The 14853-nt window shown below is 76.6% G+C and carries 13 protein-coding genes; 9 read left to right on the forward strand and 4 right to left on the reverse strand.

Going from position 1 to position 14853, the window contains the following annotated elements; genetic code table 11:
* Positions 1 to 7 precede the first annotated feature (7 nt).
* The 4 genes from ACI795_RS18310 (at position 8) to ACI795_RS18325 (ending at position 5475) form a co-directional block, all read left to right on the forward strand.
* Positions 8 to 1258: a cytochrome P450 gene (locus ACI795_RS18310; protein ID WP_457077015.1), complete on the forward strand. Its 1251-nt coding sequence runs from the start codon at positions 8 to 10 to the stop codon at positions 1256 to 1258.
* A 52-nt stretch (positions 1259 to 1310) separates the two neighbouring features.
* The gene (locus ACI795_RS18315) at positions 1311 to 2102 is read left to right on the forward strand and encodes an alpha/beta fold hydrolase (protein ID WP_457077016.1); all 792 of its coding nucleotides are present in this window, start codon (positions 1311 to 1313) and stop codon (positions 2100 to 2102) included.
* Positions 2093 to 4390: a SpoIIE family protein phosphatase gene (locus tag ACI795_RS18320; RefSeq protein ID WP_457077017.1), complete on the forward strand. Its 2298-nt coding sequence runs from the start codon at positions 2093 to 2095 to the stop codon at positions 4388 to 4390. The genes ACI795_RS18315 and ACI795_RS18320 overlap by 10 nt, the downstream gene beginning before the upstream one ends.
* 101 nt (positions 4391 to 4491) lie before the next feature.
* Complete coding sequence (locus tag ACI795_RS18325) at positions 4492 to 5475, forward strand: Acg family FMN-binding oxidoreductase (RefSeq protein ID WP_457077018.1); 984 nt, start codon at positions 4492 to 4494, stop codon at positions 5473 to 5475.
* 70 nt (positions 5476 to 5545) lie between these two features.
* Here the strand turns inward: ACI795_RS18325 and ACI795_RS18330 are convergent, their stop codons facing one another.
* The gene (locus tag ACI795_RS18330; RefSeq protein ID WP_457077019.1) at positions 5546 to 7849 is read right to left on the reverse strand and encodes a HelD family protein; all 2304 of its coding nucleotides are present in this window, start codon (positions 7847 to 7849) and stop codon (positions 5546 to 5548) included.
* 230 nt (positions 7850 to 8079) lie between these two features.
* Between ACI795_RS18330 and ACI795_RS18335 the strand changes: the two genes are divergently transcribed.
* Positions 8080 to 8814, forward strand: coding sequence for an alanyl-tRNA editing protein (locus ACI795_RS18335; protein ID WP_457077020.1), 735 nt, complete (start codon positions 8080 to 8082; stop codon positions 8812 to 8814).
* A gap of 9 nt (positions 8815 to 8823) precedes the next feature.
* On the opposite strand, the gene ACI795_RS18340 is transcribed toward ACI795_RS18335, so the two are convergent.
* The gene (locus ACI795_RS18340) at positions 8824 to 9249 is read right to left on the reverse strand and encodes a DUF1810 domain-containing protein (protein WP_457077021.1); all 426 of its coding nucleotides are present in this window, start codon (positions 9247 to 9249) and stop codon (positions 8824 to 8826) included.
* A gap of 17 nt (positions 9250 to 9266) precedes the next feature.
* Between ACI795_RS18340 and ACI795_RS18345 the strand changes: the two genes are divergently transcribed.
* A complete protein-coding gene (locus tag ACI795_RS18345) occupies positions 9267 to 9914 on the forward strand; it encodes a GNAT family N-acetyltransferase (protein WP_457077023.1) in 648 nt (215 codons plus the stop codon).
* On the opposite strand, the gene ACI795_RS18350 is transcribed toward ACI795_RS18345, so the two are convergent.
* Positions 9911 to 10534 carry a hypothetical protein gene (locus tag ACI795_RS18350; protein ID WP_457077024.1) on the reverse strand — a complete coding sequence of 208 codons (624 nt, stop codon included), beginning with the start codon at positions 10532 to 10534 and terminating at the stop codon, positions 9911 to 9913. The genes ACI795_RS18345 and ACI795_RS18350 overlap by 4 nt on opposite strands.
* Before the next feature lie 207 nt (positions 10535 to 10741).
* Here ACI795_RS18350 and murJ point away from each other — a divergent pair, with 207 nt between their 5' ends.
* Positions 10742 to 12328, forward strand: a complete 1587-nt coding sequence (gene murJ / locus ACI795_RS18355) for a murein biosynthesis integral membrane protein MurJ (protein ID WP_457077025.1) — start codon at positions 10742 to 10744, stop codon at positions 12326 to 12328.
* 45 nt (positions 12329 to 12373) lie between these two features.
* Positions 12374 to 13537, forward strand: a complete 1164-nt coding sequence (locus ACI795_RS18360) for an ATP-grasp domain-containing protein (protein WP_457077026.1) — start codon at positions 12374 to 12376, stop codon at positions 13535 to 13537.
* Here the strand turns inward: ACI795_RS18360 and ACI795_RS18365 are convergent.
* Positions 13527 to 14315 (reverse strand): hypothetical protein, encoded by a 789-nt coding sequence (locus tag ACI795_RS18365; protein WP_457077027.1) that lies wholly within the window; start codon positions 14313 to 14315, stop codon positions 13527 to 13529. The two genes, ACI795_RS18360 and ACI795_RS18365, sit on opposite strands and share 11 nt — an antisense overlap.
* Positions 14316 to 14511: 196 nt before the next feature.
* Between ACI795_RS18365 and ACI795_RS18370 the strand changes: the two genes are divergently transcribed.
* A complete protein-coding gene (locus ACI795_RS18370; protein ID WP_457077028.1) occupies positions 14512 to 14715 on the forward strand; it encodes a hypothetical protein in 204 nt (67 codons plus the stop codon).
* The last annotated feature ends 138 nt before the right edge of the window (positions 14716 to 14853 follow it).

Raw genomic sequence — 14853 nt, forward strand, 5'->3', positions numbered from 1 at the left:
GAGGACCATGACCCGGAGGCCGCGACTGGACCAGACGATCCCGATGCTCGCCCAGGGCTACGCCTGGCTGCCCGACCGCCGCCGTGCGAACGGCGGGGACACGGTGCACAGCCGGCTGATGCTCCGCCGGACGTTGGGGGTCAAGGGGCCGGAGGCCGCGCGGTTCCTCTACGACGAGGACAACGTGCGGCGCAGCGGTGCGCTGCCCGAACCGGTGGTGAGCACGTTGTTCGGCCACGGCGCCGTGCACACCCTCGACGGCGAGGCGCACCGGGTGCGCAAGGGCATGTTCATCGAGCTGCTCATGGGGCCGGAGCGGATCTGGCCGCTGGTCGGCCAGGTCTCCGCCGCCTGGGACGCCGCCGTGGCGCGGTGGTCCGGGCAGCCGGAGGTCGTGCTGATGGACGAGGCCGCCCTGCTCATCACCCGCGGGGTCTGCGACTGGGCCGCCGTCCCGGTGACCGACGACGAGCTGCCCGCGCTGACCCGGGACCTGACCCTGGAGATCGACGGCTTCGCCACCGGCGCCCCGCGCCACTGGCGGGCCCGCCGCGCCCGGCAGCGGCGCGAGGCGTGGCTGGGCGGCATCGTGGCGGAGGTGCGCGAGGGCACCCGCTCGGTGCCGTCGGGTTCGGTGGTCGATGTCGTCGCCCGGCACCGGGACGCCGACGGGGAGCTGCTGGAGCCGCGGGTCGCCGCGGTCGAGATCCTCAACGTCATCCGGCCCACGGTGGCGGTCAGCTGGTTCGTCGGCTTCGCCGCCCACGCCCTGCACACCTGGCCGCAGCACCGCGAGCGGCTGCGCGCCGGCGACAAGGCCTTCGCCGTCGCCTTCGCCCACGAGGTGCGCCGGTTCTACCCGTTCGCGCCGTTCATCGGCGGGCGCAGCCCGCAGGAGGTCGAGTTCGACGGCGAGCAGGTGCCCGCCGGGTCGATGGTGCTGCTGGACCTGTGGGGTCAGGACCACGACGCCGAGCTGTTCCCCGAGCCGTTCGCCTTCCGACCCGAGCGGTTCCTGGACGGCGACGAGGTGCGCGAGATCGGCCAGTGGGAGCTGGTCCCGCAGGGCGCCGGCGACCCGCGCACCGGCCACCGCTGCCCGGGGGAGGACATCACCGTGGCGCTGCTGTCGGCGCTGGTGCTGCGGCTGGCGCAGCTGGACTACACGGTGCCCGAGCAGGACCTCTCGATCTCGCTGAGCCGCATCCCGGCCCGGCCGGCCAGCGGGGTCGTCCTCACCGACGTCCGGCCCGGCTGACCGCCGCCGCGCACGGTGGTCCCGGGACCCGCCGGGCGCGTAGGTTCTGGTCATGAGCGTTCGTCACCGGAACGCCGTCCGGGAGAGCGGCCGTCCCGAGGGGCGGCCCATGGTCTTCGTCCACGGGTACGGCTGCGACCAGAACATGTGGCGGTTCGTCGTCCCGGACTTCGAGGTCGACCACCGGGTGGTGACCTTCGACCTCGTGGGCTTCGGGCAGTCGGACCTCTCCGCCCACGACCCGGTCCGGCACGGCTCGCTGCACGGCTACGCCGACGACGTGGTCGAGGTGCTGCGCGAGCTGGAGCTGACCGACGTCGTCTTCGTCGGTCACTCGGTCAGCGCCATGATCGGGGTGCTGGCCCACGCGCGGGCCCCGGAGCTGTTCGGCGCGATGGTGATGGTCGGGCCCAGCGCCCGGTACGTCGACGACGGGGACTACGTCGGCGGCTTCTCCCGGGAGCAGATCAAGGAGCTCCTGGACAACCTGGACGCCAACCACCTGGGCTGGTCCGCCGCGGTGGCCCCGATGATCATGGCCAATCCCGAGCGCCCGGAACTGGCCGCCGAGCTGACCAACAGCTTCTGCCGCACCGATCCCGACGTGGCGCGCCAGTTCGCCCGGGTCTCCTTCCTCTCCGACAACCGCGCCGACCTGCCGGGCGTCGACGTGCCCACCCTGGTGCTGCAGTGCGCCGAGGACGTGATCGCCCCCGAGCCGGCCGGCCGCTACGTGCACGAGCACGTCGCCGGGTCGGCCTTCACCCAGCTGTCCGCGACCGGGCACTGCCCGCACCTGAGCGCTCCCGAGGAGACGACCGGCGCCATCCGGGCGTGGTTGTGACGGCCAGCCGCGAGGCAGCCGGCCGGCGGCACCGGGACGACGAGCGGGCGCGGCTGGACCAGCTGCTGGAGGACGACCCGGCCGACCTCTACGAGAACGCGCCGTGCGGTTACCTGTCGACGCTCCCCGACGGCAGGATCGTCAAGGTCAACGCCACCCTCTGCAGCTGGCTCGGGCGACCGCGCGAGGAGGTGCTGCGCACCCGGCTGCGCGACCTGCTCAGCGTCGGCGGTCAGGTCTTCCACGACACCCACCTGGCCCCGCTGCTGCGCATGCAGGGGGCGGTCCGGGAGGTCGCGCTGGACGCGGTCCGGGCGGACGGCTCGCTGCTGCCCTGCCTGGTGAACGCCGTCGAGGTGCGCGACGCGGACGGCAACGCGCTGATGGTCCGCGCGACGCTGTTCGAGGCCACGGCCCGGCGGCGGTACGAGCGCCGGATCCTGACCGCCCAGCGCGCGGCCGAGCTCTCCGAGGCCCGGTCCCGCACGCTGCAGCAGGTCGTCGTCGAGCTGGCCGGCGCGACCACGGTCGGCGGCGTCGCCACGGTGGTGGTCCAGCAGGCGCGGGCCGCGCTGCACACCCGTGGTGCAGCGCTGGCGCTGGTCTCCGGCGGCGCGGTCGCCCCGGCTCCGGACGGCGGACCGGGCACCGCGGCCGACCCCGGGGTGGAGATAGCGCGCAGCGACGGGCTCCCGGTCGAGTTGCTGACGGAGCTCACCACGGCGGCGGACGGGCGGATCGCCCTGGAGCTGGCCGAGGGCCTGCGGGTGGTCCTCCCCGACGAGCGGCTGGCGGCCCGCCACCCCCGGGTGGCCGCTGCGATGGCCGGCGCGGGGTTGCGCGCGCTCGTCGTCGTCCCGGTCGCCGCCGACACCCGGCGGCTGGGGGTGCTGCTGCTGGGGCTGACCGGCTCGGGCCCGGGCGACCTGCTCGACCTCGACCAGCCGGCGGACGGTGAGCTGTCCGACGACGACGTCGACCTGCTGTGGACGCTGGGCCGGCAGGCCGGGCAGGCGCTGGAGCGGGCCCGGCTGCACGAGGAGACCACGCGGCAGGCCGAGCGCTCGGCGTTCCTGCTCGACGCCGCCCGGCTGCTCGCCCGGGCCACCGGGGTCAGCGAGACCGTCGAGCGGCTGGCGGAGATGGTGGTGCCGCGGCTGGCCGACGTCTGCATGCTCGACCTGGTCACCGACACCGGCGCCGCCCGGGTGGTCGCCCGGCACGGTGACCCGGACCGCCAGCACCTGGTCGACGCGCTGCGCGCCTGGGCACCTCCGGCCCGGGAGCTGCCCTACCCGGCCCGGACGGCGATGGCGGAGGGCCGCACCCGCTGGTTCCCGCTGGTCACCGACGAGTGGCTGGCCGGCGTGGTCCGCGACCCCGCTGAGCTGGCGGCGGTGCAGGCGCTGGAGCTGGCGGGGGTGGTCAGCGTGCCGCTGGTCGCCGACGGCCGGGCGCTGGGCGTGCTGACCGTTTCGGCGGACCGCCGCCGCCGTCCGCTGACCGCCGCCGACGTGGAGCTGGTCGAGCAGCTGGCGCTGCAGGTGGCACTGATGGTGGCCAAGGCGCAGCGTTACGAACTGGAGGCGCGCACCTCGCACACCCTGCAGGCCACCCTGCTGCCCCCACCACCCCCGCGGGTGCCCGGGATGCAGGTGGCCGTCCGGTACCTGGCGGCCACGCACGGGGTCGAGATCGGCGGGGACTTCTACGACGTCGCCCCGCTGTCCGGGGACCACCTGGCGATCGCCGTCGGCGACGTCGTCGGCCACGACATCACCGCCGCGGCCACGATGGGTCAGCTCCGCAGCGTCTACCGGGCGCTGCTGGTGGAGAGCCCGTCGCCGAGCGCGGTCATCGACCGGTTGCAGGCCAGCTGGCCACTGCTGGGGCTGCAGCGGATGGCGACGGCCCTGTTCGCCACCCTGCACCTGCCCACGGGTGCGCTGCACGTCGCCTCGGCCGGACACCCCCCGCCGCTGCTGGTCACCGACGCCGGGGCGGAGTTCCTGCCGGTGCAGCCCAGCCGGATGCTCGGTGCGCCGCCGTCGACACCGGTCGAGTGGCGCGGTGTGCTCCCGCCCGGCGGCACCCTGGTGCTGTTCACCGACGGGCTGGTGGAGAGCCGCAGCAGCGACATCGACGCCGGGCTGGACCGGCTGCGGGGGGCGGCCGCCCGGACGGCGACCGCCGACCCCGACGAGCTGTGCGACCGGCTGCTCACCGACCTGGCCGGCACCCACCGCGCCGACGACATCGCCCTGCTCGCCCTCACCCGTCACCGCTGACCCCCGCCCTCCTGGCGGGGTGGAGCGGGGACCTTCGGCCCGTGACCTCCGCCCCCGGGGCGGGAGAGGGTGGGGTGGTGGCGCAGGGAGAGGGGGCTTCGATGCTGGACGCGGACCGGTGGACGCAGGTGGTCGAACGGGCGGTGCGGGCGCCGTCGATCCACAACACCCAGCCCTGGTCGTTCCGCGCGGACGGCGACCGGCTGGAGGTGCGCCACGACCCGTCGCGCGCGCTGCCGGCGATCGACCCGACCGGCCGCCAGCAGGTGCTCAGCGTGGGCGTGGCGGTGCAGTTCGCCGTCGTCGCGCTGGCCGCCCTGGGCGCCGCCGCGGAGGTCGACGTGCTGCCCGACCCGGCCGACCCCGAGCTGGTCGCCGTCGTCCGGGTGACCGGTGCCCACGAACCCGGCGCCGCCGACCAGCGCGCTGCCGAGGCGATCGAGCAGCGGCACACCGACCGCGCGCGCTTCCTGGAGCAGCCGCTCCCGACCGGCCTGGTCGAGCGGCTGGAGGGCACCCTCGGGCGCGACGGCGTGTGGCTGAAGCTGGTCGGCCGCAGCGAGGAGGAGACCGCGGTCGCCACGCTGCTGGGCGAGGCGGAGAAGTCCGAGCAGCGCGACCCGGCCTACCTGGCGGAGCTGCGCGCCTGGACCCGCAGCGACCCGGCGTCCCCGGACGGCGTGCCGGCCGCCGCCGTCCCGGACGGGGAGCAGCGGACGTCGAACATGCCGGTGCGCGACTTCGGCACCGCCCGGTCGGCCGCCACGGAGGTGCCGGACGACGACGACCCGGCGCCGCCGGTTGAGCACCCCTCGGTGCTGCTGCTGGGCACCGCTGCCGATGACCGCGCGGCCTGGGTGCGCGCCGGGATGGCGCTGGGCCGGCTGCTGCTGGAGCTCACCCAGGCCGGGCTGGTCGCCTCACCGCTGACCCAGGCGCTGGACCAGTCCTGGGCCCGGGCCCGGCTGACCCGCCGGCTCCACCTGGTCGGGCACCCGCAGATGCTGCTGCGGCTGGGCGCCCCCTCCGGCGCGGCGGTGCCCAGCGGCCGCCGTCCGGTCACCGAGGTGCTCACCCTCACCTGAGGCCCGCCTGTGGCCCTCTCCCCGGGGCCCGCCCCGAGCGTGCGAGGGGTGGGGAGGAGAGGGTCCTTTCTCAGGCGTCGGTGAGGCGGGAGAGCTCGTCGGGCAGGTCACCCGGGTGGACGACGGCCATCCGCTGGGTGGCCCGGGTCAGCGCGACGTACAGGTCGCTGTGCCCGCGCACGCCCTCGTCCAGCACGCCCTGCGGGTCCACGACGACGACCGAGTCGAACTCCAGCCCCTTCGCCTCCACGGGCAGCAGCACCACCGTGCCGCGGGAGGAGTCGGCGGCCGGCCCGGTCTGGGCACCGGGCAGCGCCGCGGCGACGGCGGCCTGCCGGCTGGGCGGGACGATGACCGCCGCGGTGCCGCCCTGCGCGGCCAGCTCGGCGGCGATCTCCGCCGTCCGGGTCGCGAGCGTCCCCTCGGTCACCCGGTGCGCGGTCGGCGGGACGCCGGTGCTGCGCACCGAGCGGGGCGCGGCGGTCACCGCGTCGCCGGCGGCCAGCACGTCGGCGGCGACGTCCATGATCTCCGTCGGCGTCCGGTAGTTGACGGTCAGCTGGGCCAGCCGCCACTGCCCCTCGGCGTGCGGGCCGAGCGCCTGCGCCCAGTCGGTCGCGCCGGCCAGGCTGCCGGTCTGCGCCAGGTCGCCGACGACGGTCATCGACCGGGTGGGGCACTTGCGGGCCAGCAGCCGCCAGGCCATCGGGGACAGCTCCTGCGCCTCGTCGACCACGACGTGCCCGAAGGTCCAGCTGCGGTCGGTGGCGGCCCGCTCCGCGGCAGTGCGGACGTCGACCTCGGTCTCCCGGTCGGCCAGCATCTCGGCGTCCAGCAGGTCGACGGCGGTGAGCTCCTCGCTCTCCTCGTCCTCGTCGGCGTCGTGGGAGCGCGAGCCGTAGAGCAGGTCGAGGGTCTCCTGCGCGTGCTCGCGTGCCTGCCGCCGGCGCCGGGCCTCCGCGGCGCGCTCGGCGCTGTCGTCGTGGCCGAGCAGCTCGTCGAGCTCCTCCAGCAGCGGCACGTCGGCGGGGGTCCACTCCGCGTCGGCGGGCCGGTGCAGCAGCGCCCGGTCCTCGTCGGACCAGCCCCGGGTGACCCGCCGGATGCGGGCGGGGTCGGCCAGCAGGTCGCGCAACAGCTGCTCGGGGGAGAGGACCGGCCACATCTCGTCGATGAGCGCGCGCACCCCGGCGTCGGCGGCCATCTCCTGACGCACGTCGTCGACGTCCCGGCGCGACAGCAGGCTCTCCGCGCCGCGCACGTCGTTGCCGATCCGGCCGAGGAACCGGTCGGTGACCAGGTCGACCACGGCCCGGGCGAACGCCGGGCGGGCCAGGTTGTGCATCCGCGAGGCGCGCCGGCCCACGGTGCGGCAGCTGGTGAGGTCCGGCCCGCGCAACCCGATCCGGACCCCGTCGACGACCAGGTCGCGACCGCCGCGGGGCACCACCTCCCGGTCCCGGACGGCCGCCTTGAGGACGTCGACCATCGCCAGCCGGCCCTTGAGCTCGGCCACCTCGGGCGCCTCGGTGCCGCGGGCGTCCAGCCCGGGACGCAGCTGGCCCAGGCCGGAGAGCAGCACCCCGGTCTCGCCGAGGGCCGGCAGCACGTCGGCGATGTAGCGCAGGAAGGTGGGCGTCGGGCCGACGACGAGCAGGCCGCTGCGGGCCAGCCGCTCACGGTGGGTGTAGAGCAGGTACGCGGCCCGGTGCAGGGCGACCGCGGTCTTGCCGGTGCCCGGCCCGCCCTGGACGACGAGGACGCCGCGGACGTCGCTGCGGATGATCGCGTCCTGCTCGGCCTGGATGGTGGCGACGATGTCGGTCATCCGGCCGGTGCGCTCGGCGGTGAGCGCGGCCATCAGCGCGGCCTCGCCGGTCAGCTCGGGGCCGTCGCTGCGCTCGGGGTCGACGGTGAGCACCTCGTCGTTGACCGCGGTGACGGTGCGCCCGCGCGTGCGGATGTGCCGGCGCCGGACGACACCCTCGGGGCGGAACGCGGTGGCGGTGTAGAACGGCCGGGACGCCGGGGCCCGCCAGTCGACCAGCGCCGGGTCGCCCGCCGGGTCGTCGGCCGGCAGCCCGACCCGGCCGATGTAGAGCGGCTGCGGCGCCGCCTCGCGGTCCAGCCGGCCGATCACCAGCCCGTGGTCGGCGGCGTCCAGCGCGGTGATCCGGGCCGACTGGAACCGGGCCGCGGCCTCCCGCTCACCGAGGGACTGCGGGTTGATCACCGGCATCGCCAGCGCCTGGCGGAAGCGCATCACCGCGAGCTCGCGGGCGGCGTCCAGCCGGCGGTACAGGTCGTCGACGGCCGGCTGCTCGGCCGCCCGCTCGGGGTCCTGCCGGTCGGGTTCCTGCGCGGAGTCGTCCACGACCCCGGCCGGTGAGCTCGACAATTCCGGTCTCTCCCCTGCTGTCCGTCGTGCTCCGCCGTGCACGGAGCCCTGCGCCCCACCCGGGCCGTCGCGGCGACCAACCATGCCCTGCCGGTCGCTGTTCCGCCCAGCGGCCGTCGATCTTCCCCGAGCGGACCGGCCGGCCGGCGAGTGGACTGCCCGGTGGACCGCCCCGCCACCGGGCCGGCGGCGGCAGGATGCCGGGCATGGCCACCGCGCACGCCGGGCACACCCACCGGCTCGACCTCGCCGACGCCACCGTGCGGGAGTGGGACGCCACCGTGCTGTCCGCCGATCCGGAGCAGGGGATCGTGCTGGACCGCTCGGCGTTCTACCCGGGTGGGGGCGGTCAGCCGCCGGACCACGGCGTGCTGCTGTGGGGCGGGGTGCGCACCCGCATCGCCGGCACCCGCACCGGTGACGAGCTGTACCTGCTGCCGGCCGACGGCGACCCCGTGCCGCCGGTGGGGACGGCGGTCCGCGGAGCGCTGGACGACGAGCGGCGCACCGCGCTGATGCGCACCCACTCCGGTCTGCACGTGCTCAGCGGCGTCGTCTTCCGCGACTTCGGCGCGCTGGTGACCGGCGGCACCATGGAGCCGCTGACCGCGCGCATGGACTTCGACCTCCCCGAGGTGCCCGCGGACTTCAAGGACAGGGTCGCCGAGGCGGTCAACGCCGAGCTCGCCGCCGACCGGCCGATCGAGGTGCGCACGCTGCCGCGCGCCGAGGCGTTCGCGATCCCCGACGTCATCCGGACCGCGACCAACCTGGTCCCGCCGGAGATCGAGGAGGTCCGCATCGTCGACATCGTCGGGCTGGACACCCAGGCCGACGGCGGCACGCACGTGGCGTCGACGGCGATGGTCGGCCGGGTGGAGGTGGTGAAGGTGGAGAACAAGGGCCGCGGCTTCCGCCGCCTCCGCCTCCGCGTCGTCTGAGCGCGGTGGTCAGAGGCGGACGAGCGTGGCGTCGTCCCGGTCGCCGGCGAAGAAGCGGTCCAGGACGGCGCCGAACGTGGGCTCGCCGGAGACGGCGGCGAACAGCGTCATCGACGAGCGCAGCTTCTGCGCGTCGATCCCGCCGAGGACGGCGACCGGGTCGCTGGTGCCGAGGTCGAGCAGCGCCTGCGCGCACTCCACCAGCCGCGGACCGAGCACCGGGTGGGCCAGGTACGCGCGCGCCTCCTCGGCGCCGCTGACCGCGTACCGCTGCGCCATCGGGCTGCGCCCCAGGCCGGCGACCTGCGGGAGGACGAACCACATCCAGTGGCTGCGCTTGCTGCCGGCGCGCAGCTCGGCCAGCGCCTGCCGGTAGGTGCCCCCGCCGTCCTGGGCGTCGACGAACCGCTGCAGGTCGAACGGGTCCGGGCTCATGGGGGGATCCTCCCGTGGTGGGCCGCCGCCGGCCTGCCAGGCTGGCGGGCACGGCCCCGACGCCGAGCATCCGGCCCTACCGCGCCACCGACCGGACCGCGGTCTACGACGTCTGCGTGCGCACCGCCGACGCCGGCGGCGATGCCCGCGGGCGGTGGTCCACCGACGACCTGATGCCCGACCTGTTCGCCGGTCCCTACGTCGACCTCAAACCCGATCGTGCCTTCGTGCTCGACGACGGGGAGCGCGCGGTCGGCTACGTGGTCGGCACCGCGGACACCGCCGGGTTCGTGCGGCGGTGGCGGGCGGAGTGGCTGCCCCGGACGGCGGAGCGGTACCCGCGACCGCCCGACCCGCCCCGCGACGCCGAGCAGGCGATGGTGGCTCTGCTCTACCGGCCGGAGCGGATGCTGCGGCCCGAGCTGGCCGCGTTCCCGGCGCACCTGCACATCGACCTGCTGCCCGAGCACCAGGGGCGCGGGCACGGCCGGGCGCTGGTCGACACCTTCCGGGCAGCGGCCGCGCGCGCCGGAGCACCCGCCCTGCACCTGAGCATGGTCGCCACCAACACCCGGGCGCGGGCGTTCTACGACCGGCTCGGCTTCGCCGAGATCGCGGTGCCGGACGCCGGCCCGGTCACCTACCTGGGGCTGCCGACCAGCTAGACCGTCTCGGGCACCCGGAGGCGGGCCACCGACAGCGCGTACTCGCTGACCTCCATGACCGTCGTCCCGCTGGCCCGGCTGAACTCCTCCCGCAGCGCACCGCCGGGGTCGACCGCCCGCGCCATCGCCGCGCGGTCGGCGTAGGTGACCGTGGTGGTGGTGCGCCCGGAGAGCCGGTCGACCAGGTAGCTCACGCTGCAGAAGCCGGGCAGCTCCTCCAGGCGGGGCAGCAGGCCGGTGCGCACGGTGCCGAGCACGTCGTCCATCGCGCCCGGTTGGCCCAGCGCGCCGCGCACCACCCGGCAGCAGGCGCCGTCACCGGCCGGCCGCACCCGGTGCATCACCGCGATCTCCCAGGTGGCGACCATCGGCACCGCGTCGAGCAGCTCGCCGAACCGGGCGCGGAAGCTCCGGGTGCTCTCCGCGCTCGCCCGCAGGGCCTCCTCGTCGTGCCAGGCGCTGGTCAGCACACAGCGGCCGTTGCGGTGGTTGGTCAGCAGGGAGAGGCCGGTGCAGCCGGCCATCGGCTCGACGGCGGGGAGCACCTCGTCGCGCACGTAGCCGACGGCGGCGTCGATGGCGGCGGGGTCGCCCCGCACGGTGGTGGTTCGGGCGAACATGGCGAGCCTCCGCGCCGGGCGGCGACGCCTCGGCCGCGTCGCCGCGAGGCTCCGACTGTCCCTGCTCCGGGTCGGGTCGGGCGCCTCGGACGGCGTCGCCGGACCACCGGACGGCGAGCCGTCACCGTGGGACTCCAGCCCGACACCCGGTCGGCGGGCAGACGCCCTGTCCAGCCACCGGACCGGCGACCCGGATGATGGACCGCCGTGACCACCCGCCCGGAACCGCGCGGACGGCGCACCCGTGGCCCGGGCCGCGGGATCGCCCGGGCGGCCACGCTGCTGGTTTCCCTGACGGCGGTGAGCCAGGTGCTCGGCTTCGTCCGGGACGCGGTCATCGCCGCGGTGTTCGGCGCCGGGGCGGCGCTGGACGCCTACCTGGTCTCCCAGGGCGTGATGAACCTGGTGCTGGCGCTGATGGCCGGGGCACTGGCCCGCGCGGTCGTGCCACCGGTGAGCCGGGCGGCGGCCGCGGGCGAGCGGGGGCGGGCCGGCCGGACGGTGCAGACCGTGCTCACGCTCGCCGTGCTGGTGCTCGTCGCGGCCTCGGTGCTGGTGCTGCTGGGCACCGAGCAGGTGGTCGCGGTGCTGGCGCCCGGGTTCGACGAGGAGACCGCGGAGCTCGCCGTCGAGCTCACCCGCATCGTGCTGGTGGCCGCGCTGTTCATCGCCGGCACCGACATCCTCGCCGCCGCCGCACAGGCGCACGGGCGGTTCTTCGGCTCCGGCGTGCAGGGCGTGCCGTTCAACCTGGTGATGATCGCCGCCGCGGTCTGGCTGGGCCCCCGCTGGGGCGCCGAGGCGCTGGCCATCGGGTTCGTGGTCGGCTCGGCGGTGCGGCTGCTGACCCAGCTGCCCGCCGTCCGGGCCGCGGGGATCCGGCTGCGCCCGCGGCTGGCACTGCGCGACCCCGACGTACGGGAGGTGCTGCGGCTGACCCCGCCGCTGCTGGTGGGCAGCGCCGTGCTGAACGTCAACACGCTGGTCGACCGGGCGGTGGGCTCCAACCAGGGGGAGGGGGTGATCACCGCGCTCAACCTGGGGTTCCGGGTGGTCAGCCTGGTCGAGTCGCTGCTGGTGGCCACCGTCGTCGCCGCCCTCTACCCGGCGTTCAGCGCGGCGGGCGGCATCGAGCGCCGGGCCGAGCTGCGCGGTCTGGTCGACCGGGCGCTGCGGGCCATGCTGCTGGTGCTCCTGCCGGTGACCGCCGTGCTGGTCGTCGCGGCCCGCCCGCTGGTCCAGCTGGTGTTCGGGCGGGGTGACTTCGACGCGGCCGCCGTCGCCGCCACCACCACCGCGGCGGTCTGGTACGCCGCTGCCACCCTGGGCCTCGCGTTGCGGTCGATCTCCTCCCGGGCCTGCCTCGCCGTGGGGGACCGGCGCAGCCCCACCGTGGTGGCGCTGGTGGCGATGGCGGTGAACGTGGTCGGCGACCTGACCCTCGGCGTTGCCTACGGCATCGCCGGCATCGCGCTGGCCACCAGCCTGTCGCTGCTGCTGGCCGCCGGGCTGTCGATCGGTCTGCTCGCCCGTCGGCACGCCGGGGTCTCGCTGCGCCCGCTGGCCCGCTCGGGGGCCCGGCTGGGTACGAGTTCGCTGCTCGGCGGCCTCCTGGCGGCGGGGGCGCTGGCCGGGCTCGGGCCGGGGGATGACGGTGCCCTGGACGCGCTGCTCCGACTGGCCGTCGCCGGGAGCGTGGTCGTCGGCGTCCACCTCGCCGTGCTGGTGGGGATCCGTGCCCCGGAGCTCGCCGAGCTGCGCACGCTCCCCGGGCTGCGGCGCCGCCCGCGCTGACCGCGTCGGCCCCGTCGCCGGCAACCGATTGCTAGCGTGCCACCGATGCCTGCGTCCCGACGAGCCCTCGTGCTCACCGCCGGCCGGGCACGTGGCTCGCTGGCCGCCGTGCGTGCGCTGCACCGGGCGGGCTGGACCGTCGGCGTCGGGACGCCGGACGGCACGGGGATGGTCACCACCTCCCGGGCCTGCGCCCGGGCGCACGTGGTGCCCCGGCCGCGGGGCGACTGCCGCGGCTTCCTCGACGGCGTCCAGCGCGCGGTGGCCGAGGGCCGCTACGACGTGGTCTTCGGCGGCGGCGACGACTGGATGGCGGCGCTCTCGGTGCACCGGGCGCAGGTGCCCACCGTGGTCGCGCACCCGGACGCCGACGTGGTCGCCGAGGCGCTGGACAAGGTGTCGCTGACCCGGCGGGCGCACGCCGCCGGGTTGGCCGCCCCGCGCACCGAGCCCGCCACCGAGGCAGCGGTGGCGGCGTGGCGCGGACCGGTCGTGGTGAAGAGCCGGGCGCACTGGCGGCCCGAGCACCGGCACGAGCACCGGATCGAGGCCCGCCGCTTCGCCGACGTGGCGGCTGCGGCGGCCCGGATCGACCTGCTCTACCGGGCCGGGCTGGAGCCGGTGCTCCAGCAGCCGGTCGACGGGCACCTGACGGCCCTCATCGGGCTGTTCCGCGACGGTCGGCTGGAGGGGAGGGTGCAGCAGCGGTCCCCGCGGCTGTGGCCCACACCCACCGGGGTGTCCTGCCGGGCGGAGACGCTGCCGGTCGAGGACGACCTGGCCGACCGGGTCACCGTGCTGCTGGCGGAGCTGGGGTGGAGCGGCCTGGTCGAGCTGCAGTTCCTGCGGGACGCCGACGACGTGCCCCACCTGATCGACCTCAACGGCCGCTTCTTCGGCTCGATGGCGCTGGCCAACGCGGCCGGCGCCAACCTGCCCGACGCGTGGGGCAGGCAGCTGCTGGGGGAGCCGGGGACGCCGCTGGACGACGCCCGGCCCGGGGTGCGGTTCCTGTGGACGGCCGGTGACCTGCGCCGGGCCGTGGCGGAACGGCGCGGCGGGCTGCTGGCCGACGTCGGCTCGACGCTGCGCTGGCTGCCGGGCGCCACCACCAGCGTCTGGGACCCCCGCGACCCGGCGCCCACCGTGGAGCTGATCGGATCGCGGCTGCGGGCCCGCCGGAAGCCGACCACGCCGGTCAGCCGCTGACCCCAGCCCGGCCGCCGGTCCGCCGGTCGCTGGTGTGCCGGTGCCACTCCTCGGTCGCCTCGCCGAGGGCCACCGCGGTGGTCAGCCGCAGCGTGCCGGCCAGCCAGACGAGCAGGTCGTGCAGCCGCAGCCGGGTCAGCGGCACGCCCAGCAGACCGACGGCGTCCTCCAGCGCGGCGAAGGCCGCCGCCGCGGCCTGCAGCTCCCGGTGCACGACCGCTGCGACGCCGCTGTCCCCCTCGCGCAGGTGCGGCACCGTCTGCAGCCGGGTGGCCCGGGACAGCAGCGGCACCAGCCGCGGGTGGCGGTGGTGCAGCGCGGCCAGCACGTACCGCGGCTGCGGCTCGGGCAGCTCGGTCAGGGCCCGCAGGTGCGCCCCGACGGTGCCCGGCTCGCCCAGCACCGACAGCTCGTCGTCCGGCAGCTCCCAGAAGGCCCGGCCGGCGGCCCGCGCCACCAGCGCCTCAGCGGTGGGCTGCGCCTCGTCCAGCGCGCGCCGCACCGCTGCCCAGCCGGCCGGGTCCAGCCGCCCGTGCAGCCCCTCGGCGACCAGGACGTCGTCGTCGCCGAGCGGGCCGGCGGGCACCGGCCGGGCGTCGAACCGGTCGTGGCCGAAGGCAGCCACCTGCACCCACCGGCCCTCGCGCTCGATCGGGGAGCGGTACCGCAGCGGCCGGCGTCCCCGGACGTAGCCCAGGACCGCGGCCAGCGCGGTGTCCCAGGGCAGCGGATCCGGCCCGGCGCTCGGCAGGTGGAGGCCCGGCCGGTCGAGCAGCACGCGCGACGGCTCGGCTCGCCGGTCGTGGGGGACGGACGGTGTGGGCACGGCTGCGCCGCCTCTCGTCGCTCCACCGGACGCCGCGGTCCGGACGTCAGGCCAGCCAACCAGGCGGCCGGCGAACACGCATGAGCCGGCGCCGCGGTGGGCAGGCCGTCCGGGTGGGCCGACCGTCGGTCCGATCGGAGGAACGACCATGCGCAGGACGACGAAGACGCTGGCCGGTCTGGTGCTGGCCGGCGGCCTGGGACTGACGGGCTGCTCCGACGCTGCGGACACCGAGGTCGAGGTCCCCTCGGTCGACGTCCCCGAGACCATCGGCCCGGACACCCTCGACGGTGAGGGTGGCGGCGGAGGTGGTGGCGAGGGCGGCGAAGGTGGCGGCGGCAGCGACGGCTGACGCGCCCCGCTGAGGGGGGGGGGGGGGGGGGGGGGGGGGGGGGGGGGGGGGGGGGGGGGGGGGGGGGGGGGGGGGGGGGGGGGGGGGGGGGGGGGGGGGGGGGGGGGGGGGGGGGGGGGGGGGGGGGGGGGGGGGGGG

This window comes from Modestobacter sp. SYSU DS0290 (assembly GCF_054050955.1).

Coding starts and splice junctions, on each gene's coding strand:
- ACI795_RS18370 (WP_457077028.1), top strand. CDS start 14,512: ATGCGCAGGACGACGAAGACGCTGGCCGGTCTGGTGCTGGCCGGCGGC.
- ACI795_RS18315 (WP_457077016.1), top strand. CDS start 1,311: ATGAGCGTTCGTCACCGGAACGCCGTCCGGGAGAGCGGCCGTCCCGAG.
- ACI795_RS18335 (WP_457077020.1), top strand. CDS start 8,080: ATGGCCACCGCGCACGCCGGGCACACCCACCGGCTCGACCTCGCCGAC.
- ACI795_RS18310 (WP_457077015.1), top strand. CDS start 8: ATGACCCGGAGGCCGCGACTGGACCAGACGATCCCGATGCTCGCCCAG.
- ACI795_RS18340 (WP_457077021.1), bottom strand. CDS start 9,249: ATGAGCCCGGACCCGTTCGACCTGCAGCGGTTCGTCGACGCCCAGGAC.
- ACI795_RS18360 (WP_457077026.1), top strand. CDS start 12,374: ATGCCTGCGTCCCGACGAGCCCTCGTGCTCACCGCCGGCCGGGCACGT.
- ACI795_RS18350 (WP_457077024.1), bottom strand. CDS start 10,534: ATGTTCGCCCGAACCACCACCGTGCGGGGCGACCCCGCCGCCATCGAC.
- ACI795_RS18325 (WP_457077018.1), top strand. CDS start 4,492: ATGCTGGACGCGGACCGGTGGACGCAGGTGGTCGAACGGGCGGTGCGG.